Annotated in this window: 16 protein-coding genes and 1 pseudogene; 8 read left to right on the forward strand and 9 right to left on the reverse strand. The window is 58.5% G+C overall.

Going from position 1 to position 20,464, the window contains the following annotated elements; all coding sequences use genetic code 11:
- Positions 1-981, reverse strand: a complete 981-nt coding sequence (locus F8N43_RS09060) for a helix-turn-helix domain-containing protein (RefSeq protein ID WP_150632647.1) — start codon at positions 979-981, stop codon at positions 1-3.
- On the opposite strand from F8N43_RS09060, the gene F8N43_RS09065 reads away from it, so the two are divergent.
- The 4 genes from F8N43_RS09065 (at position 967) to arsA (ending at position 5,208) form a co-directional block, all read left to right on the forward strand.
- Entirely contained in the window at positions 967-1,200 is a 234-nt protein-coding gene (locus tag F8N43_RS09065) for a hypothetical protein (RefSeq protein WP_150639524.1), read from the forward strand. The genes F8N43_RS09060 and F8N43_RS09065 overlap by 15 nt on opposite strands.
- Before the next feature lie 106 nt (positions 1,201-1,306).
- The gene (locus F8N43_RS09070) at positions 1,307-2,650 is read left to right on the forward strand and encodes a spinster family MFS transporter (protein ID WP_224787805.1); all 1,344 of its coding nucleotides are present in this window, start codon (positions 1,307-1,309) and stop codon (positions 2,648-2,650) included.
- A 110-nt stretch (positions 2,651-2,760) separates the two neighbouring features.
- Positions 2,761-3,237, forward strand: coding sequence for a MarR family winged helix-turn-helix transcriptional regulator (locus F8N43_RS09075; RefSeq protein WP_150632649.1), 477 nt, complete (start codon positions 2,761-2,763; stop codon positions 3,235-3,237).
- Positions 3,238-3,447: 210 nt separating this feature from the next.
- Positions 3,448-5,208 carry an arsenical pump-driving ATPase gene (gene arsA / locus F8N43_RS09080; protein WP_150653645.1) on the forward strand — a complete coding sequence of 587 codons (1,761 nt, stop codon included), beginning with the start codon at positions 3,448-3,450 and terminating at the stop codon, positions 5,206-5,208.
- A gap of 96 nt (positions 5,209-5,304) precedes the next feature.
- On the opposite strand, the gene arsN2 is transcribed toward arsA, so the two are convergent.
- From arsN2 to F8N43_RS09115, 7 genes are all read right to left on the reverse strand, one after another.
- Entirely contained in the window at positions 5,305-5,772 is a 468-nt protein-coding gene (gene arsN2, locus F8N43_RS09085) for an arsenic resistance N-acetyltransferase ArsN2 (protein ID WP_150653646.1), read from the reverse strand.
- Positions 5,773-5,965: 193 nt separating this feature from the next.
- Complete coding sequence (locus tag F8N43_RS09090) at positions 5,966-7,465, reverse strand: sensor domain-containing diguanylate cyclase (RefSeq protein WP_150653647.1); 1,500 nt, start codon at positions 7,463-7,465, stop codon at positions 5,966-5,968.
- A 533-nt stretch (positions 7,466-7,998) separates the two neighbouring features.
- A complete protein-coding gene (locus F8N43_RS09095; RefSeq protein ID WP_150632653.1) occupies positions 7,999-8,847 on the reverse strand; it encodes an ureidoglycolate lyase in 849 nt (282 codons plus the stop codon).
- Between the two features lie 38 nt (positions 8,848-8,885).
- Positions 8,886-9,626: an SDR family oxidoreductase gene (locus tag F8N43_RS09100; protein ID WP_150639528.1), complete on the reverse strand. Its 741-nt coding sequence runs from the start codon at positions 9,624-9,626 to the stop codon at positions 8,886-8,888.
- On the reverse strand, positions 9,623-11,005 hold the full coding sequence (locus tag F8N43_RS09105; RefSeq protein ID WP_150639529.1) for an MFS transporter: 1,383 nt from the start codon (positions 11,003-11,005) through the stop codon (positions 9,623-9,625). The genes F8N43_RS09100 and F8N43_RS09105 overlap by 4 nt, the downstream gene beginning before the upstream one ends.
- A 90-nt stretch (positions 11,006-11,095) precedes the next feature.
- Entirely contained in the window at positions 11,096-12,676 is a 1,581-nt protein-coding gene (locus F8N43_RS09110; protein ID WP_150639530.1) for an aldehyde dehydrogenase (NADP(+)), read from the reverse strand.
- A 128-nt stretch (positions 12,677-12,804) separates the two neighbouring features.
- Entirely contained in the window at positions 12,805-13,755 is a 951-nt protein-coding gene (locus F8N43_RS09115) for a LysR family transcriptional regulator (RefSeq protein ID WP_008024779.1), read from the reverse strand.
- A 114-nt stretch (positions 13,756-13,869) separates the two neighbouring features.
- Here F8N43_RS09115 and F8N43_RS09120 point away from each other — a divergent pair, with 114 nt between their 5' ends.
- The 3 genes and pseudogenes from F8N43_RS09120 to F8N43_RS09130 all read left to right on the forward strand — a co-directional run bounded on the left by F8N43_RS09120 (position 13,870) and on the right by F8N43_RS09130 (position 17,688).
- A complete protein-coding gene (locus tag F8N43_RS09120) occupies positions 13,870-15,051 on the forward strand; it encodes a fumarylacetoacetate hydrolase family protein (protein ID WP_150653648.1) in 1,182 nt (393 codons plus the stop codon).
- Positions 15,052-15,098: 47 nt separating this feature from the next.
- Complete coding sequence (locus F8N43_RS09125) at positions 15,099-16,886, forward strand: IlvD/Edd family dehydratase (protein WP_150639532.1); 1,788 nt, start codon at positions 15,099-15,101, stop codon at positions 16,884-16,886.
- Positions 16,887-16,999: 113 nt separating this feature from the next.
- Positions 17,000-17,688, forward strand: a pseudogene (locus F8N43_RS09130) (SDR family oxidoreductase).
- On the opposite strand, the gene ptrR reads toward F8N43_RS09130, so the two are convergent.
- On the reverse strand, positions 17,677-18,558 hold the full coding sequence (ptrR, locus tag F8N43_RS09135; protein WP_150639533.1) for a putrescine utilization regulator PtrR: 882 nt from the start codon (positions 18,556-18,558) through the stop codon (positions 17,677-17,679). The pseudogene F8N43_RS09130 and the gene ptrR overlap by 12 nt on opposite strands.
- Before the next feature lie 100 nt (positions 18,559-18,658).
- On the opposite strand from ptrR, the gene F8N43_RS09140 reads away from it, so the two are divergent.
- Positions 18,659-20,050 (forward strand): aldehyde dehydrogenase family protein, encoded by a 1,392-nt coding sequence (locus F8N43_RS09140; RefSeq protein WP_150653649.1) that lies wholly within the window; start codon positions 18,659-18,661, stop codon positions 20,048-20,050.
- Positions 20,051-20,464: the final 414 nt, after the last annotated feature.

A 20,464-nucleotide genomic window follows, 5' to 3' on the forward strand; every position in this document is an offset into this window, starting at 1 on the left:
TCAGGCCTGACGTCGCAGGGTCTCGGAAGGCAGACAGCCGTACTGTTTGCGGTACTGCATGGCGAAATGACCGAAACTGGCAACCCCGTGACGCAAGAGGATATCCGTCACGCTGTCGGTCGGTCCGGCCTGCTGCAGGGCTACGTGAACCAACGCCAGCCGACGTGTGCGGACATAGTCGCTTGGGGTTTGCTGAAGAAAGCGCGTGAAGCCATTTTGCAAGGTGCGGATCGACACGTCGCAGAACTGCGCCAGGCTCGCCAGCGCAATCGGTTCGGCCAGGTGCTGTTCGATGTAGTCACGGGCCTTCTTGACGTGGTGGGGCATTGGTTGGCGCTGGTCTTGCAACAGATCGACCGAATAATTGTGCGGCAACTGGGTCAGCAGCACCGACAGCAGATAGTCCGACAGGCTCACACCCATGGTCGAGATCAGCAGCGCCTGGCGGGTGTCGCCATAGAGCTGGCAGATGTAATCCAGGGTGGTCCTTACCGTCGCCATGCCCTGATGCTCGGCGTCGACCTGAATGTCGAACACCAACGGCTGACGTAAACGCCGGTTGAGCAACACTTGCAGCTGACGCTCGAGGGCTAGGCGATCGACGCGCAAAATCAGGTTGCGGCAGTCCTTGTCGATACGGATGGAACTGCGCTCGGAAGGCGAAGAAATGGTCAGCCCGCCCTTGCGCAAAATTGCGCTCTGCTTGCCCAGGCTGACCATACCGCTGCCTTCCAGAGTGACCCGAATCAGGTAGTAGTCACTGATATCGCCAGCGTCGATTTCCACCGGTGCACCGTAGTGCAGATCGAACAACGCCGAGCTGCCGAAAAACACGCCGTACAGCTGCGATTGAAGGGCCCCGCCCTGCTGCATTTTCATCTGGTGGGGCCACAGATAGTGGCTGACCCGATCCTTGACCTCGCCAAACCCGCCGGAACTCAGAAGGCAATGATGACGGAGCGAAGAGTGTTGATCGAACATGCTGAAGCACCTCCAGAAAATGACACCGTTGCCCGCAGGCACATCGATAATTTAGTGGAAATGGAAAGCAATTTTCACGCCACGCAAACGCTTTCTGCGCGCCCGGAACAGCCTCTGCGCATGGTGCATAGAGTCAAGGCAAACAAGGGCTTAAAAAGGTCCTGCAACACACACATGCCAAGCCATTGGCAACCTGGAACCGCACAACAAAACCAATAAACGCACCAGGGCAAGGCGCTCGGGTAACGACGGCGTCACCAATACACCCAACTGCAAACCGCTGCCGCCGACTGACTGATTGCCAACCCTGAAGGGGCCAAACAGCATGACCAGCAAAACACCGACCGAGGTCACCCGTAAAAGCTATGCCTACGAATGGTATGTCGTTGCCGTTTGCATGCTGGCCTATATTTTTTCGTTCATTGATCGTCAAATCCTGGCGTTGATGATCGAACCGATCAAACACGACATGCAGTTATCCGACACCCAGTTCAGCCTGCTGCACGGCCTGGCTTTTTCCCTGTTCTATGCCTTCATGGGCATGCCCATCGCGCTGCTGGCGGACAAATTTTCCCGCCCGAAAATCATCGCCATCGGCATTGCGTTCTGGAGCCTGGCGACAGCCCTGTGCGGGGTGAGCAAAAACTTCCTGCAGATGTTTATGGCGCGCATCGGCGTCGGGATTGGTGAAGCGGCGCTGTCGCCGGCCACCTATTCGATGCTCAGCGATATGTTCCCCCGGGAAAAACTTGGGCGCGCCGTGGCGATCTACTCGATCGGCTCATTCATCGGTGGCGGCGTGGCCTTTCTGATTGGCGGCTACGTCATCGACTTGCTGAAGAACCTCGACAGTGTCGCTGTACCCCTGCTAGGCGAAATGCGGCCATGGCAAGTGACGTTTTTTCTGGTGGGACTGCCGGGCATTCTCGTTGCCCTGCTGATTGCCCTGACCATTCGCGACCCGGCTCGCAAGGGCTTGAAGCTGGATGCGGAGGGAAAGGTCCATGCGCCCAGCATGAAGCAGGCATTCAAGTTCCTGGCAGAGCACCGCAAGACCTTTTTCTGCCACTACCTGGGGTTTTCGTTCTACGCGATGACGCTGTTCTGCATGCTTAGCTGGACCCCGGCCTTCTATATGCGCAAATTCGGCCTCGCCCCCAGCGATACCGGCTACATGCTCGGGATCGTGGTGCTGCTGGCCAATACCAGTGGCGTGTTTTGTGGCGGTTGGCTGATCGACTGGCTGGCGAAAAAAGGCTACAGCGATGCGCCGATCCGTGCGGGAGTCATCGGGGCAATCGGCATGGCCGTGCCCGCCATCGCGTTCACCCAGGTCAGCGAACTGTGGATGTCCGTGGCGTTGCTGGCACCGGCGATGTTCTTCGCTTCGTTCCCAATGCCGGCCTCGACCGCGGCCATGCAAATCCTGCCGCCGAATCAGATGCGAGCGCAGATCAGCGCGCTGTTCCTGCTGATTTCCAATCTGATCGGCCTGGGTCTTGGTACCACGCTGGTCGCGCTGCTCACCGACCGGTTATTCCACAATCCGGCCATGGTCGGCTCATCGATTTCCCTGCTCAATGCCTTCGCCGTCGTGCTCACCCTGCTCTTGCTGATCAAGGGGTGCCGTCACTTCCGTGAGAGCCTCAAACACGAAGGCCTGGCCTGACGTCCTTACCGGAGGCACGCTACGGCGTGTCTGCTGGTTTTTTGCCGCGGGTGGCGCGACAATGACGCCCGCTATCAAACCCGCTCACCTGAAAGACTACGCCAACCTTTATGACCACCCCGAAAAAGCGCCTGAGCCGATACAACCCCGCCAGCGAAGACTTCAAGAAGGAAGAGTTTCCCTTCTACTGGCTGGCTCGCCTGCACGGACGCTACTCCATGGCCATGGAGAAAGCGCTGAAAAAAATCGATATGGACATACCGCGCTGGCGGATTCTGTTCATCCTCAAGGAAAATGGCGAGTCGAGCATTTCGGAAATCTCCATCCACGCGATCGCGAAGCTCTCGACCATCACCAAAATTGTCTATCGCATGAAAGCCGACGGCCTGGTAGAAACCAACACCAGCGCCAGCGACGGACGCGTGACTCAGGTCTCACTCACCGATGTCGGCCGCCACACCATTGAAGAAATCCAGCACGCTACCAGCGATATCTTCCGCACCAGTTTCAAAGGTCTGACTGAAGCCCAGATCACCAAACTGAACGGAACGCTGGAAAAAATATTCAATAACCTGCCGGAAGACTGACCCGCGACGACCAACGCTGTGGCACCGGCGGCAACTGCATATCTAAAAAGGAGTTTTGCAGTTGGGCCTTTCGGGAGGTACTGCAAACGGCCAAGGTCGGTCACTCGATGGCTAAAAGTTTCCGCTTGATTCATAAGATAAAGTCGGGGGTGCTGCACATCGGTCTAAACTCTGAACCTCAGTTGTGCTCCACGAGGAGGTTAGCGTCCCATGCAGTCCACCATCAAACTGCTCGATCAGCCCACCAAATATTTGTTCTTCACTGGCAAGGGCGGGGTTGGCAAAACGTCGGTCTCCACAGCGGTATCAATCGCCTTGGCTGATGCAGGCAAGAAAGTGCTGCTGGTTAGCACAGACGCCGCCTCGAACCTTGATGAGATGCTCGGTGTCGAGCTGAGCAATCAGCCTGTAGCGGTGCCGGACGTGCCTGGAATGTTCGTGCTCAACATCGACCCCGGGACCGCAGCCATCGACTACCGATCCCGAGTGGTCGAGCAAATGGGCCCCCAGGCCAGCGATCAAGATATTGCTCTGGTACGCGAGCAACTCTCGGGGGCATGCACGACCGAAATCGCAACCTTCGATGAGTTCTCCCATCTCCTGTCTCAAGGCGGCGCGGACTATGACCACGTCGTGTTCGATACCGCTCCCACGGGACACACGCTCAGGCTGTTGAGCCTGCCAAAAGCGTGGAGCGGGTTTCTGAAAGGCAACGATCGTGGTGCGTCATGTCTGGGGCCGCACTCGGGTTTGAAAATGCAGGAGCAGCTTTTCAATCAGGCGTTGACCGCGCTCAATAATCCAGCCCTGACCACCGTCGTGCTAGTGGCTCGACCGGACAAAGGCGCGCTCGGTGAGGCCGCGCGATCCTCTGACGAGCTTCGTGAATTGGGTCTGGAAAACCAACGTCTGGTGGTGAACGCTGTATTCAAACGCAGCAACTTGAATGACCCGATCGCAGCAGCCATCGAAGCCATCGGCCAGCAGGCGCTTGACGAGATGCCAGCTTCGCTGCGCCAGCTTGCAGTCGACTACATTCCGCTCAAGGCTGTGGATTCCGTTGGCTTACCGGCACTACGCGGGCTGCTTGCCCCGGAATTTACTCGGCCAACAAACACTTTCACCCACGAGCCCTCACGCCTCGAACATCACAAACTCTCGGAACTGGTTGCCGAGCTTGCGAATGACGAACGCGGGTTGATCCTGGTCATGGGCAAAGGGGGGGTTGGCAAAACAACCATTGCCGCCGCTATCGCGCTTGGCCTGGTGCAGCACGGCAAGTCCGTTCATCTGAGCACGACGGATCCTGCGGCGCATCTGACGATGACCCTCAACGCCGATGTTCAAGGGCTCAGCGTCGGCCGCATCGACCCGAAGGTCGAAACCCAAAAATACGTCGACAAGATCGTAGCGTCCCGCGCTTCGACCCTGACGGAAGATGAAATAGCCTTGCTCGTTGAGGATCTGCGCTCGCCCTGCACCGAAGAGGTCGCCGTCTTCCATGCTTTCTCACGCGTGGTTTCTCAAGCCAGGACCTCGTTCGTGGTGCTGGACACCGCTCCCACGGGTCATTCGCTGCTTTTGATGGATGCCACAGGCGCCTATCACCGTCAGATGGTCAGGGAATTCAAAGGCCAAGCCTCGGACCACATCGTCACGCCATTAATGCGCCTGCAAGATGCTGACTACACCAAAATCCTCCTCGTGACGCTGCCCGAAGCCACACCGGTGTCTCAGGCGGCAGCGCTGCAAGATGACTTGCGCAGGGCCAGCATCGAACCATTTGCATGGGTGGTCAATAAGTCGCTATTGGCCACAGACACCACCGACCCGCTGCTGCGAGCGCGCCTGGATAGCGAGCAAAAACAGATGACGCGAGTAGCCGATCAAACCCGCCATGCTGTCATTGTGGTGCCCTGGACAGCTGAGCCGCCTGTTGGCGTCGCTGCGCTAAAGCACCTGTTGGATTGACGAGCCAGTGTCGGCTCGACGCCCTGTCTCTACTGGAGATCGATGGAAAGCGACGCACATCATCGCAACATGATGAACAAATGAACGATTAGGTGTTCAGCACGTTTCGACGGGGCGCTCGGCACAGAGGGGAGCACTTAACGTTTTCCGTAAGTAGCTCGCTGATGAGGGGCACAAATGCTTGAACTGAGCTGTGTGGGTAATTGCGACAGGCGCCTTATCCCTATCAAGCAGTTCGTACCCGTTGGCCACGAAGAAATCAACAGCACTTTGGGTCAACAAATGCAGTCGGACCGCGCCTTGGGAGACCGCGTACTGTTCCAGTTTCGACAATACCGTTTTACCAAGTCCCGCTCCACGATGCTCCTCGCAAACGACCAGAGAGCGAAGCAGGAGATCGTGACCGGTACCCTCCAGCCCGCCATAAGCAACCAGTTTCCCGTCTATGTCGAAGTGGTAGAACTGCCGCCCTGGCGCGCTCACATCATCGAAGGGCAATCCGGCTTGACTCAACGAATCACGGAGCTGATCCAAACCGCTCGCTTCTACTTTAATCATCTGCATCGTCAGGGCTCTTATAGGCTCACTTGCACTCAATGCTAGCAGGCTCGATCCTTAATCAACAACGGAGCTTAAAGTGGTCCGTTTCGGGTCGGATACAGCCCTTCGCGGCAGGTAAAATCCGGCCGACGCTGTTGAATAATCGATTGTTTTAGAATGCCGCAGGATGAGGCGGTGAAGCCCCTCTTCAGCGCGGTCACCCTCTCACAAACTGGTTACGCCCCAACGCCTTGGCGTTATACAGCGCTTGATCTGCCACCTCGATCAATCTTTGCAAATTCCCCAGTTCCGTTCCCCTGGCCGTAGCAATCCCGATGCTGACACTGACCCGTCCGAACGGGCTGGATGTGTGCGGGATGTTCTCTCGCTTCAAACGGTCGAGAATAAGTTGCGCGACCACCGCGGCACCGTCACTGTCGGTGTCAGGCATGATTACACCCAACTCTTCTCCCCCATAGCGTGCCAACAGGTCCGACGGTCGCCGCACACAATCCTCCAGGATCCTGCCAACTGTCTGCAGGCAAGCATCTCCGGCTACATGTCCGAGTGAGTCGTTGAACCGCTTGAAGTAGTCGATATCAATCATCAGCAATGCCAACGTCGTGCCGTTACGTTGTGCGCGCCGTGCTTCCATGGCCAGACTCTCATCAAAGCAGCGCCGATTTGCCAAACCGGTCAGAGCGTCCTTCATCGCAAGCAGCTCAAGCTGCCGATTCGATGTGAGCAACTGCTGCTGGGTTTCCCGCAACTGATCTTCTGCCCTGGTACGCCGACGGATATCCAGGATCAGGAACCAGCCGATGAGGCCGGTAAGCCCCAGCAACCCCATCACCACCACAGCCGACAGCAGCGCCTCCATTCGCCACGCCGCCAGGGCCTCGCGCTTACCGAGTGCGACGGTGGTTATCAGGGGCAGCCGATCACTCTTGCGGAAGGCGTAGAGCCGCTCCACACCATCCAGACTGGAGGTAAACGACGCGGTGCCAACTGATCGATCGACAAGATACTTTGCATAGATCGGCGATTTGGAAAAGTTGCGCCCCATGTCCTGCTCGCGGAACGGATAGCGAACCAGCAACGTACCATCGGTATAGGACAAGCCGATTGCACCCTCCTGTCCTACGTCGATCGTCCCGAACAGCCGCAGGAAGTTTTCGACACCCAAGGTGACCGCCACCACGCCGGCAAACTCGCCGCGAGCATCATTGAAACGTCGGCTGACAGTAATCACCCACTCCTGATTGGAGCGGCTCTGGATGGGCGGGCCAATAAACGTCTCACGGGATGGATCGTCACGATGATGAATGAAATAGGTACGATCGCTGCTGTTCGCCCCGGCTGGAATTGGCCGATTGGAAGACATCAACCAACGACCCTGATTATCGTAGATAGCGATGCCACTGAGCTGTGGCATCAGCGGTTCCTGGCGGTTGATCAGCGCACTCAGGCGTTGAATCTGTGCGGGGCCACTCCCTTCGATTTCCAGGCGTTCGACGAGCCCGAGCAAAAGCAGTGAACTCTGGCGGACGATACCCTCAGAGTAAGTTGCAAGCGCCTGGGTAAGGTTCAAGCCGTGAACGTCTACCTCCTCCAGTGCCCGATCTCGAGAAGCCAACACTTTCCACACCGTCAGAGACGCCAGGGAACAACTGATAACCAACAACAAAAGCACAACAAGGCGGGTATCACGCTTCACGTTACTACCTTATGGAAAGTCCGGTTTTCCGTTCCAGCGACTAATGGGCCAACTCAATCCCTGTTGCCGCTCGTCATCGTCTTGAACAAGGATACAAGCAGGGGCGGATCGCTGCAGCAACAGATTATTTGGCAGAAAAAAGTACATTTTTGCTTTGCCTGATTCAGACGATGCGAGTCAGAGACTTTAAGAAAGAAGCATCGCACTTGGCGAAACAACGACAAGAATGCCAGTCCAAACCATCGCCATGCTTTCAGGATGTGATTGACTTGCTCTGCGCCAGATCCCTCATCAGCTGACAAAGAGCCTGTTATCTATCGGTGACTGCTGGTGACCATGGTAGCCATACCGATGCGACCCATCATGCACAAACAAAAACGCCACTCAGAAAGTGGCGTTTTTGTTATCTGGAGCGAGGAACGAGACTCCTATCCGGCCCATCAGGTCAGCCCTATGGGTAATGACAGAACGCGGCTCTCGCTGGCAAGAAATACAAGCCAGTCACAGGCCGTAGCACGCCAATGATAACCAGATCAGTCTGCCTGCACCGTGACCTGATGCTGTTCACCCAGGCCCGCGATTCCCAGGCGAATGGTCTGGCCCGGGCGCAGGAAGACCGGATGGGGCTTGATACCCAACCCCACGCCAGGGGGTGTCCCGGTTGAAATGACATCGCCAGGTTGCAGGCTCATGCAACGACTCAGGTAAGCAATCAGTTGCGGCACGTTAAAGATCAGCGTCCGCGTATTCCCTTGCTGGTAGCGGTGTCCGTCAACATCGAGCCACAGGTCCAGCGAATGCGGATCGGTGATTTCATCGCGGGTTACCAGCCACGGGCCAAGCGGACCAAAAGTATCGAAGCCTTTGCCTTTGTCCCAGGAACCGCCACGCTCCAGTTGCCATTCGCGCTCGGAGACATCGTTGATCACGCAATAACCGGCGACGTGTTCCATGGCGCTGGCTTCATCGATATTGCGCCCGCCTTTGCCGATGACCACGCCGAGCTCGACTTCCCAATCGGTCTTCTTTGAACCGCGCGGGATCTCGATGGGATCGTTCGGGCCGCAGATGGCACTGGTCCATTTGTTGAAGATGATCGGTTCTTTCGGAACTTCCATGTTCGATTCAGCCGCATGATCGGCATAGTTCAGACCAATGCAGACAAATTTACCGACCTGGCCGACGCAGGCGCCTATCCGTGGCTTTCCGGCAACGATGGGCAGGCTGGACGGATCGATTGCGGCAAGCGTTGCCAGGCTTTCCGGGCTCAGCGCCTGTCCGGCAATATCCGCCACATGAGCCGAGAGGTCGCGGAGCTGATTATCGGCATCCAGCAGGCCCGGTTTTTCCGAACCTTTTTCGCCATAACGCAACAGTTTCATGTAGTTCTCCTGCTCAAACCGAAAGTGCGAAGCGGGTTTCAGATGCTCATGCCGCCATCGATGACATGCACGCCGCCTGTGGTGTAGGCGGACGCATCGCTGCCCAGGTACACAGCCAACTGGGCAATCTCTTCGGCACTGCCGATGCGACCCATGGGTTGGCGATCAAGGAATTGCTGGTAGACCCGTGCCTCGTCGACGCCTTGTTGCGCAGCCTGGGCGGCAATGCGCTGACGCAGCGACGGCGATTCCACGGTACCGGGGCAAATGGCGTTGCAGCGAATACCCTGACCGACGAAGTCGGCGGCAACCGCCTTGGTCAGGCCTACCACCGCCGCTTTGCTGGCCGCATAGGCAAAACGGTTGGGCACGCCTTTGACGCTGGAAACCACCGATGACATGTTGATGACTGATCCACCTCCGCGTTCCAGCATGCCCGGCAGGAACGCGCGGATCATGCGGTACATGGCGGTGACGTTGATGTCCATCGACCGCGCCCAGTCCGCTTCATCGCATTCGAGAATGTTGCCACTGTGCACGTAGCCTGCGCAGTTGAACAACACGTCCAGAGCGCCGATGCGTTCACTGATTTCGCTGATGGCGGTGGTCGAGGTCACGTCCAGGGTAATCGCCGTTATGCCTTCAAGCCCTTCCAGCCTGCTGATATCGAGGTCCGTGGCAAACACTTCGGCACCGGCCCGGGCAAAGGCAATGGCGCTGGCCATGCCGATACCCTGCCCCGACGCCGTGATCAGTACCCGTTTGTCCTGCAGGTTCATGCAGCCTCCAGCTTCGCGCTGAGGGTTGCGGTTTTAGGGGTTCTGCCGAGCATCGACGCGGGAATGGCGAGGATCAGCCCACCGCTGACGAACAAGCAGACCGCCAGTACGTAGGTGCCGTTGTTGATATTGCCGGTCAGGTTTTCAGCGACGGCGGTGATCATCGAGCCGGTGAAACCGGAGAGGTTGCCGAAGGCGTTGATCATGCCGATACCCGCCGCAGCGGCGACACCGGAAAGCACGGTCCCCGGCAAGGTCCAGAAAATCGGCATCAGACTGAGGATCCCCGAGGCAGATACGCTGAGGAACAACACGGACAACACCAGGTTGTCGGCGAAATACGCGCTCAGGATCAACCCCAAACCACCGATGAAGGCCGGGACCGCCGCGTGCATACGACGCTCACCGGTCCGGTTGGAGTGCCGTGCATTGAGCAGCATCGCAACCGTGGCTATCGAATAGGGAATGGCAGTCAGGAGGCCAATGTGCAAACTGTTGGTGATGCCCGTGCTCTTGATGATCGAGGGCATCCAGAACGCCAGGCCGTAGAAGCCGGTGTTGAAGGTCAGCAGAATAAAGACCAGCAACCACACCCGAGGATTGAAAAACACCTCGCTCAGGCGGGAAGCCTTGCCTTGGTTATCGGTTTGCAGATTGGCCTTGAGCAAGGCTTTCTCCGCAGCGGACAGCCATTTGGCGGAGTCGATGTTGTTGGCCAGGCAGACGATGACGACGAACGCCATGATCACCGATGGAATGCCTTCGATGATCAGCATCCACTGCCATCCGGACATACCCTGCACGCCTTGCATGCTGCTCATCAACCAACCGGAAAGGATCCCGCCCAGAGTCAGGCTGACCGGCAAAGCCATCAGGAACCCGGACATCACCCGGCTTTGCCGATGGGTCGGAAACCAGTAGTTGAGGTACAGAATCACACCCGGGAAAAAGCCGGCTTCGCAGATGCCCAACAAGAAGCGCAGCACGTAGAACATCGTGCTCGATTCTATGTGGAAGAAACCCGCCAGCGGTACGGTGAACGCCACGGCCATGGAGATCACGGCCCAGGTCAACATGATCCGGGCGATCCAGAAGCGCGCGCCGTAGCGATGCAGCAACAAGTTGCTGGGCACCTCAAAAAGGAAGTAGCCCCAGAAGAACATACTGGCGCCCAAGGCATAGACGGTATTGCTGAACTGCAGCTCGTTGAGCATGTCGAGTTTGGCAAAGCCGATATTGACCCGGTCCAGGTAAGCGGCCATGTAACACAGGAGCAGGACAGGAAGAATTCGCCAGATCACCTTGCGGTAGGTCCGGTCTTCAAATTCGACTGCGCTGGCGTGCGCCTGCGCAGGCAATTGCTCGGATATCGTTTGCATGAGGTAACCCCTGGGCATGTGGACATGCCTGATTGTTTTTATCGAATGGGTCAGGCCGAATGAACCGTTCACTCGGCAATGAAGCGATGACTAGAGTGCCTCGGTGGTTTTTTCTCCGTTGACCAGGCGCATCAGTCCCAGTGGATTGCCGTTCTTCAGCGCATCAGGAAGCAAGGCATCCGGAAAATTCTGGTAGCACACCGGGCGCAGAAAGCGATCGATAGCCAATGTACCCACCGAGGTGCCACGGGCATCAGATGTCGCCGGCCAAGGACCGCCGTGGACCATGGCATCGCAGACTTCCACACCGGTGGGGTAACCATTGACCAGTACGCGACCGACTTTTTGCTCAAGCAGCGCCACCAGGTCGGCGGACTGTTCCAACTCTGCCGTCTCACCCATCAAGGTTGCGGTCAGTTGGCCGCGTAAACCGTGCAAGGCCGCCAACAGCTCGGCCCGATCAGCCACCTCAACCACCACGGTGGCCGGGCCGAAGATTTCTTCCTGCAGTAATTCATTGCCCGTCAGCAGCAGGCTGGCATCGGCCTGGAACAATTGCGCCTGCGCTTTGTTGCCCTGCTGTGCCGGACCTGCCAGATGAATGATCTGCGGATGCGCCAGCAACGTTTCGCAACCGTGAACGTAACTGCGCAGGCCTCCCGCATTGAGCATGGTTTGCGCGGGCTGATCAGCCATCAAGGCGCTGAGCGTCTGCACAAAGTGACTGAAGGCCGGCGAACGAATGCCAATGACCAGACCGGGATTGGTGCAGAACTGCCCCGCGCCCATGACCACCGACGCCGCCAGTTCAGTAGCGATGCGCTCGCCGCGCACTTGCAGTGCCTCGGGCAGGACCAGCACCGGGTTGATGCTGCTCATCTCGGCAAATACCGGGATCGGTTGCGGGCGGGCGGCGGCCATGTCGCACAGCGCCCTGCCGCCCTTGAGCGAACCGGTGAAACCGACCGCCTGAAGCAGCGGATGCTTGACCAGCGTTTCTCCCACACCCGCACCGAAAATCATGTTGAACACGCCCTCGGGCATGCCGGTATGCTCGGCAGCGCGAACGATGGCTTCGGCCACTCGTTCGGCGGTCGCCATGTGTCCGCTGTGGGCTTTGAACACTACCGGACAACCGGCAGCGAGCGCAGCCGCGGTGTCACCTCCAGCGGTAGAAAATGCCAACGGAAAGTTACTTGCGCCAAACACCGCGACCGGGCCGACACCCAGGCGACACTGACGCAGATCGACGCGCGGCAAGGGTTGGCGTGCCGGAAGTGGCAGATCGATGCGTGCACCGTAGAAGTCGCCGCGACGCAGGGTCTGGGCGAACAGGCGCATCTGGCCGCTGGTGCGAGCTCGTTCGCCCTGGATGCGTGCCGCAGGCAAAGCGGTTTCCTGGCAGACCAGGGCAACGAAGTCATCGCCCAGTGCATCCAGCTCTGTGGCAATGGCCTCAAGGAACTCGGCGCGACGGGCGGCCGGCAGATGGCGATAAACCGGATAGGCCTGGGCGGCGGCCGTTACCGCGGCGTCCACTTCCTCGACCGTGGCCTGAATGAAGGCGGTGGGCAAAGGTTGCCCGGTCGTCGCATCAACGCTGTGCAACACCACCGATCCGGCGGCGCTGCGGCCTCCTGCGATGAAATTGTGTCCGGACAGTTCGGGCATGACAGTCTCCTGACCCTGATTGAAAGCAGGTCGCTACTGTACTGTCGCGAATCGATTCTTTCCCAATGGCATTTTTGGATTAACCGATAACGATCCGTTATCGTAATACCCGATAAACCTCATCGTAATTAACTCGCTGAATCGTTGTTCAAGCGGGCGTTGTCCTTGAGTATTTCGGCAAACTCCAGAGCGGCCCCCACCAGTTGCTCGCCCTTGCGGGTGAGGATGCCGTAATCCTGCGGGACCAAATGCAAAGGCGTATCCAGCGTCTTGAGCTGACCGCTTTCGAGCAGAGGGTTGACCATGGCATTGGGCAGCATCCCGATCATCGGCCCACGCTGCAGCACCTGGAGAAAGGTCTGCATCGAAATGGTGTCGACGGTGTTGCGGGGCATTCCCACGCCGGCTTCGGCGAACGCGAGTTCCATGCGCCCGCGAATCGGCGTGCCCACCGGGTAAAGAATCCATGGCAAGTCCACCAATTGCTCCAACGAGATGGGTCCGACACCTGCCAGCGGATGCCGGTCGTTGACCACAATGCAGAACGGTTCGGGAGCCAGCGGTTGAAAGTCATACCGTTGTTGCTGGCTTTGATCGGTGAAACGGGCGATGGCCAGGTCCAGCTTTTTCTCTTCAAGCATTTCCATCAGATGGTTACTGGTTTGCTCCACTACCTCGATCGACAGCAATGGCCAGCGCTGTTTGATCTGCAAGATCGCCTCGGGCAGGGCCACCGCCGTAGCGGCAAATATTCCGCCGACCTTGAGGTGACCGTGCCCTCCCTCGCGCAGGCTGCTGATTTGCTCGACGAACGAGCGGGCATCGTTCAAGGCAATTTGCGCATACCGCAGCACGTGCTCGCCTAATGCCGTGGGCGGCATGGCCCGTGGTTGGCGCTCGAACAAGGCGAAACCGAGCAGGCTTTCGATCTCTTTGAGCATTTTGCTGATGGCCGGCTGGCTGAGGTTCATCTGTTGCGCCGCCAAGTGCATGTTGCGCGTGCGCCCCAACGTGTCGATCAGCAGCAAATGCCTGAATTTGAGCCAGCCGCAGAAACTGGAGAAGGACAGATCCGACATGAACACGCCTCGTACAAGTAATAACCACAAGTTATCGAATACTGAATTTATCTCATTGGAGTTTATCGAGTGTCCGCCCTAGCGTGAAGTCTTTACGAACCAGGAAGATGCCCCATGTCGCTATTGCTTACTCCCGAAAACACCCTGCCCGTCGATGGCGTCGCCGGTACCTTGATCGGTCGCGCCTGGGTACCGGGCCAGATCGCCGGGCCTTCGCCGATCGTTCTGCGCGCCGACGGAGTGTTCGATCTGTCGGAGCGCTTTGCGACCCTGAGTGACTTGCTGGAAGCGGACGCTCCTGTGTCGGCAGTGCGCGAGACGCCGGGCACCTTCATTACCAGTATCGAGGCCCTGCTCGCCAACACCGGACCTGACGCCGACCCGTCCAGACCTTACCTGCTGGCCCCTCTGGACTTGCAAGTGATCAAGGCCGCCGGCGTGACCTTCGCCGCCAGCATGATCGAGCGTGTGATCGAAGAGCAGGCCGGTGGTGACGCCGCCAAAGCCGAAGCCGTGCGGGCCACCGTGCACGGCGTGATCGGTGACAACCTGCGCTCGATCGTTCCTGGCTCAGAGCAGGCCATGCGTTTGAAAGCCTTGTTGATCGAACAGGGCATGTGGTCGCAATACCTGGAAGTGGGTATCGGTCCGGACGCGGAAATCTTCACCAAGGCGCCGGTTTTGGCCTCTGTCGGCAGCGGCAGCCGGATCGGCATTCACCCCGATTCGCAGTGGAATAACCCGGAACCGGAAGTGGTGCTGGCGGTGAACAGCCGCGGACAGATTCACGGGGCTACCCTGGGCAACGACGTCAACCTGCGGGATTTTGAAGGCCGCAGCGCGCTGCTGCTGAGCAAGGCCAAGGACAATAACGCATCCTGCTCGATCGGGCCGTTCATCCGCCTGTTCGACGAGCACTTCAGCCTGGACGATGTCCGTGCCTGCGTGGTCGATCTTGAAGTACAAGGTGAGGACGGCTACCGGATGCAGGGATCGAGCTCCATGAGCCAGATCAGCCGTGACCCGCAGGACCTCGCCGGGCAGACCCTCAACGCCAATCACCAATACCCCGATGGTTTCCTGCTGTTTCTCGGTACCCTGTTCGCCCCCACTGAAGATCGCGATCATGTCGGCAGTGGTTTCACCCACAAACTGGGGGACCGGGTCAGTATCCGCAGCCCGTTGCTGGGCAGCTTGCACAATCAGGTGACCCACAGCTGCGAGGCAACGCCATGGACCTTTGGCGTGAGCGCCTTGCTGCGTAACCTGGTGTCCCGAGGACTGCTCGCACGCTGAGCCAGAACAGATTGTCGATTCATCCAATTACAAGAGAGACCTGAATCATGAGTGACACCCCTAGACGCCGTCTGCGCAGCGAGCAATGGTTCAACGACCCTGCCCACGCGGACATGACTGCCCTGTATGTCGAACGCTACATGAACTACGGCATGACCCGAGAAGAGCTGCAATCGGGTCGTCCAATCATCGGTATCGCCCAGACCGGCAGCGACCTGACACCTTGCAACCGTCATCACCTGGAACTCGCACAGCGGGTCAAGGCCGGTATTCGCGATGCCGGTGGCATCCCAATGGAATTCCCCGTCCATCCGATCGCCGAACAGTCACGCCGGCCTACTGCCGCACTGGATCGGAACCTGGCCTATCTGGGACTGGTGGAAATCCTCCACGGTTATCCGCTGGATGGTGTTGTGCTCACCACCGGTTGCGACAAGACCACCCCGGCCTGTCTGATGGCCGCCGCCACCACTGACCTGCCTTCCATTGTGCTGTCCGGCGGGCCGATGCTCGACGGTCACCACAAGGGCGAACTGATCGGCTCCGGCACCGTGCTCTGGCACGCGCGCAATCTGATGGCGACCGGTGAAATCGATTACGAAGGCTTCATGGAAATGACCACCGCGGCATCGCCCTCGGTGGGTCACTGCAACACCATGGGCACCGCACTGTCGATGAACGCACTCGCCGAAGCGCTGGGCATGTCGTTGCCGGGTTGTGCGAGCATTCCGGCGCCCTACCGCGAGCGTGGTCAAATGGCCTACGCCACCGGCAAGCGTATCTGCGAACTGGTGATACAGGACGTACGCCCGTCACACATCATGACCCGCGAAGCCTTCGAAAATGCCATCGCCGTGGCGTCGGCGCTCGGCGCCTCAAGCAACTGCCCTCCGCACCTGATCGCCATCGCCCGGCACATGGGCGTCGAGTTGAGTCTGGATGACTGGCAACGGATTGGCGAAGATGTGCCACTGCTGGTCAATTGCATGCCGGCCGGCAAATACCTGGGAGAGGGTTTCCATCGCGCGGGCGGCGTGCCATCGGTCATGCATGAACTGCAAAAAGCCGGGCGCCTGCACGAAGACTGCGCTACGGTCAGCGGCAAGACGATCGGCGAAATCGTCAGTAGCCGTTTGACCAGCAACGCTGACGTGATCTATCCCTTCGAAACCCCTCTCAAACATCGCGCCGGTTTCATCGTTCTCAGCGGTAACTTCTTCGATAGCGCAATCATGAAAATGTCGGTGGTCGGCGAGGCGTTTCGCAAGACTTATCTATCCGAGCCTGGCGCAGAAAACAGCTTTGAAGCACGGGCAATTGTGTTCGAAGGACCGGAGGACTATCACGCCCGAATCGACGACCCGTCGCTGGACATCGACGAGCGTTGCATCCTGGTGATTCGTGGTGCCGGCACCGTGGGCTACCCCGGTAGCGCCGAAGTGGTGAACATGGCTCCACCGGCAGCACTGATCAAGCAAGGCATCGATTCCCTGCCTTGCCTGGGTGACGGTCGCCAGAGCGGCACTTCGGCCAGCCCTTCGATCCTCAACATGTCACCGGAAGCCGCTGTCGGCGGAGGCTTGGCGCTGCTGAAAACCAACGACCGCCTGCGCGTGGACCTCAACGCGAGATCGGTAAACCTGCTGGTCGACGAAGCTGAAATGACCCGCCGCCGCGCCGAGTGGACGCCAAACATCCCTGCGTCCCAAACGCCTTGGCAAGAGCTGTACCGGCAATTGGTCGGACAGTTATCGACTGGCGGATGCCTGGAGCCGGCCACCCTGCATATGCGGGTCATTGCTCGAAGTGGCGGCGAGCCGCGTCATTCCCACTGACAGCTTTTACGCTGCCCTGCTATTCCGACATCCATCGGAATAGCAGGCTGGAAAATCGAAGATCACGGCTGCAAGGCCCGCAACTTTCTTTGGGTCCCGTCAGGAGGACATTTATGGACCTTGGCATTGCGGGGCGTTGGGCCATGGTATGCGCGGCCAGTAAAGGTCTGGGCAAGGCCTGCGCCCAGGCATTGGTCATTGAAGGCGTGAACGTCGTGATCACCGCCCGAGGTGAACAGATGCTCAATGAAACCGCCAATCAGCTCAGAGCGCTCAATCCCCAAGTGACCGTCATTGCCGTTGCGGGAGATATTTCCACTCCGGCCCATGGTTAAAGGCACTGGATGCCAACATGCTCCCCCCTATCGAGCTGATCAAAGCCACGGTGGACGGCATGGCCAAACGCGGCTTCGGCCGAATCATCAACATCACCTCGAGCGCGGTCAAATCGCCCATCGAAAGCCTGGGTTTGTCGAACGGTGCACGAAGTGGCCTGACAGGGTTCATCGCCGGGCTTGCACGGCAGGACAATATTGCCAGCCGCAACGTCGCGATCTACAACCTGCAACCCGGCTCATTCGACACCGATCGGCTGCGTGGCAACCTGGTCGCCGCTGCCGAGGAGATGGGGCAAGACAGTGAAGCGTTCCTCGCCGATTGTCGTAGCGAAATCCCGGCGAAACGCTTTGGCTCTCTCGAGGAGTTCGGTGCACTTTGCGCGTTCGTTTGCAGCCGTCACGCAGGCTGCCTGACCGGGCAGAACCTGCTGATCGATGGCGGCGCGATTCGCTCAAGTCAGTAGGCCCGCCCCTGCGCATCGCTCTTCGAGCAAGCGCACGAACATGGTCAGGCTTTGCGACACCGTCCCCCGGCGCCACACCAGCCAGGTTCGCAAATAGCGAAAAGACTCCGACAATGGCCAGACACTCACGGTGGTGCAGCCCGGCATGCTTTCGAGCATGCTTCGCGGCATCAGCGCCAGACCAGCACCGGAGCTGACACAGGCGAGCATGCCGTGATAGGACTCCATTTCGAAAATCTTCCCGGGTACCGCAGCATCCTTGGCGAACCAACTTTCAAAGTGATGGCGGTAAGAGCAATTGGAGCGAAAGGCGTAGATGTTTTCGCCGTTCACATCCTGCGCGCGATGGATCGGGGAATGGTTGAGCGGCGCGATGAGCACCATCTCTTCCTCGAATGCCGGCACGCCCTCCAGTGCCGGGTGCAGCACCGGCCCGTCGACAAACGCAGCGGCTAATCGGCCCGATAGCACGCCGTCGATCATGGTCCCGGAAGGACCGGTGGAGAGGGCCAGTTCGACCTTGGCGTGCTTCTGGTTATAGGCGGCCAGCAACTCAGGAATACGCACCGCCGCCGTGCTCTCCAGCGACCCCAGAGGAAACGATCCCTGCGGCTCTTCCCCGGCGACCGTCGCGCGCGCCTCCTGGACCAGATCGAGAATGCGTCGGGCATAGTCGAGAAAACTCCAACCGGCTGGCGACAGCCGCAAGCGGCTTTTCTCGCGGATAAACAGGTCCACGCCCAGGTCCAGTTCCAGTTGTTTGATCCGCGTCGTCAGGTTCGACGGCACACGATGGATATGCTGAGCGGCGACGCTGATGCTGCCGTGCTCGGCGACCGCTTTGAAAATTTCTAGCTGTACCAGATCCACGTCATTCTCCAAACATGAACGATATGATCATCATTATTCAGTTTTCAGAAACTAAAAGCCACCGTAGTCTGAACGCCTTCCCACCCCGCAGGACGGTGCCATGACTAATATTTCCAGCCTCACCCATGCCATTTCGATCAATCCCCTCAACGGCGAGCAGATCGGTAGCTACCCTTTTGAATCCGAAGCGGCGCTGCAAACCGCACTGTCACGTGCCGCGGCCGGGTTCCGTGTCTGGCGCGGCACACCGGTTGCGCAACGCTCGCAACGGCTGATCATCCTGGCCCAGGTTTTGCGCAACAATGCAGAAACGATGGCGAACATGATCACCCTGGAGATGGGTAAGCCGATCACTCAAGCACGTGGCGAAATCGAAAAGTGTGCGCAGCTCTGCGAGTGGTACGCCGAACACGGCCCTGCGATGTTGACAGCCGAGCCAACCATGGTTGAAGGCGGCAAGGCGCGCATCGAATACCGCCCGCTCGGCCCTATTCTCGCGGTAATGCCGTGGAATTTCCCGATCTGGCAGGTACTGCGTGGCGCCGTTCCGGTACTGCTCGCCGGCAACACCTACGTGCTCAAACACGCACCGAACGTGATGGGCAGCGCTTATCTTTTGCTGGAAGCCTTCAAGCAAGCCGACTTCCCTGAAGGTGTGTTCGAAGTCATCAACGTCACGCCGGAAGGCGTTTCTACGGCCATCAAAGACCCACGCATTGCAGCGGTCACCCTCACCGGCAGTGTGCGAGCCGGCATGGCCATCGGCGCGCAGGCCGGTGCGGCGTTGAAGAAATGCGTCTTGGAATTGGGCGGCTCTGACCCTTTTATCGTGCTCAACGATGCCGACCTCGACGATGCGGTGAAAGCCGCCGTGATTGGTCGTTATCAAAACACCGGGCAAGTCTGCGCGGCGGCCAAGCGCCTGATTATCGAACAAGGCGTTGTCGAGGAGTTCACGCGCAAATTCGTTGAAGCCACGCGTAAATTGGTGGTCGGTGATCCACTGGCCGCCGCCACGTACATCGGCCCGATGGCGCGCTTTGATCTGCGTGATGAGCTGGATCAGCAGGTGCGCGACACACTGGAAGAAGGCGCGACGTTGTTATTGGGTGGCCACAAGGCCGAAGGCCCCGGCAATTTCTACGAGCCAACGGTTTTCGCGGATGTCACCGACCAGATGACCTCGTTCAAACAGGAACTGTTTGGCCCGGTCGCGTCGATCATCACCGCACGCGATGCTACCCACGCCCTGGAACTGGCAAATGACAGTGAATTCGGCCTCGCCGCGACGATCTATTCAGGCGACGTGGAACGCGCCCAAAAAATGGCCGGCGAACTGGAAACCGGTGGCGTTTTCATCAATGGTTACTGCGCCTCCGATCCGCGTGTCACCTTTGGCGGCGTGAAGAAGAGCGGTTTTGGTCGCGAGTTATCGCACTTCGGGGTGCGGGAATTCTGCAACGCGCAGACAGTGTGGCTGGATCGTCACTAACAACAGGTAAGTCATCAGGCCTGACGAGCCTCTTCACCGAAACAAAGATAGGCGAGTCTGAAAAAGGCTCGCCTATCTTTTTGATAAGTGCCATTCCTGCAAACCTGAGCCTTATCCAGGCTGACGCCTGATGCCGCCCCACCTCCTCACATGTGCCCTTCACACGATGGACACCAGTATGCTGAGTAAGATTGAAGCTCTGCGTAAACACTTTGGCCGCCTCCGTCTGCTGTGCAGACAAGGGCAGCCCATGAGGTTGCCCTTTTTTTCGGCACTTTCCTGCGGACAAAACAAAACCCCTACCTGCATACGCAGATAGGGGTTTCGGAATTTAATCTTGACGATGACCTACTCTCACATGGGGAAACCCCACACTACCATCGGCGATGCATCGTTTCACTGCTGAGTTCGGGA

Source organism: Pseudomonas fluorescens, assembly GCF_902498065.1.
GTDB classification, from domain to species: domain Bacteria; phylum Pseudomonadota; class Gammaproteobacteria; order Pseudomonadales; family Pseudomonadaceae; genus Aquipseudomonas; species Aquipseudomonas fluorescens_BJ.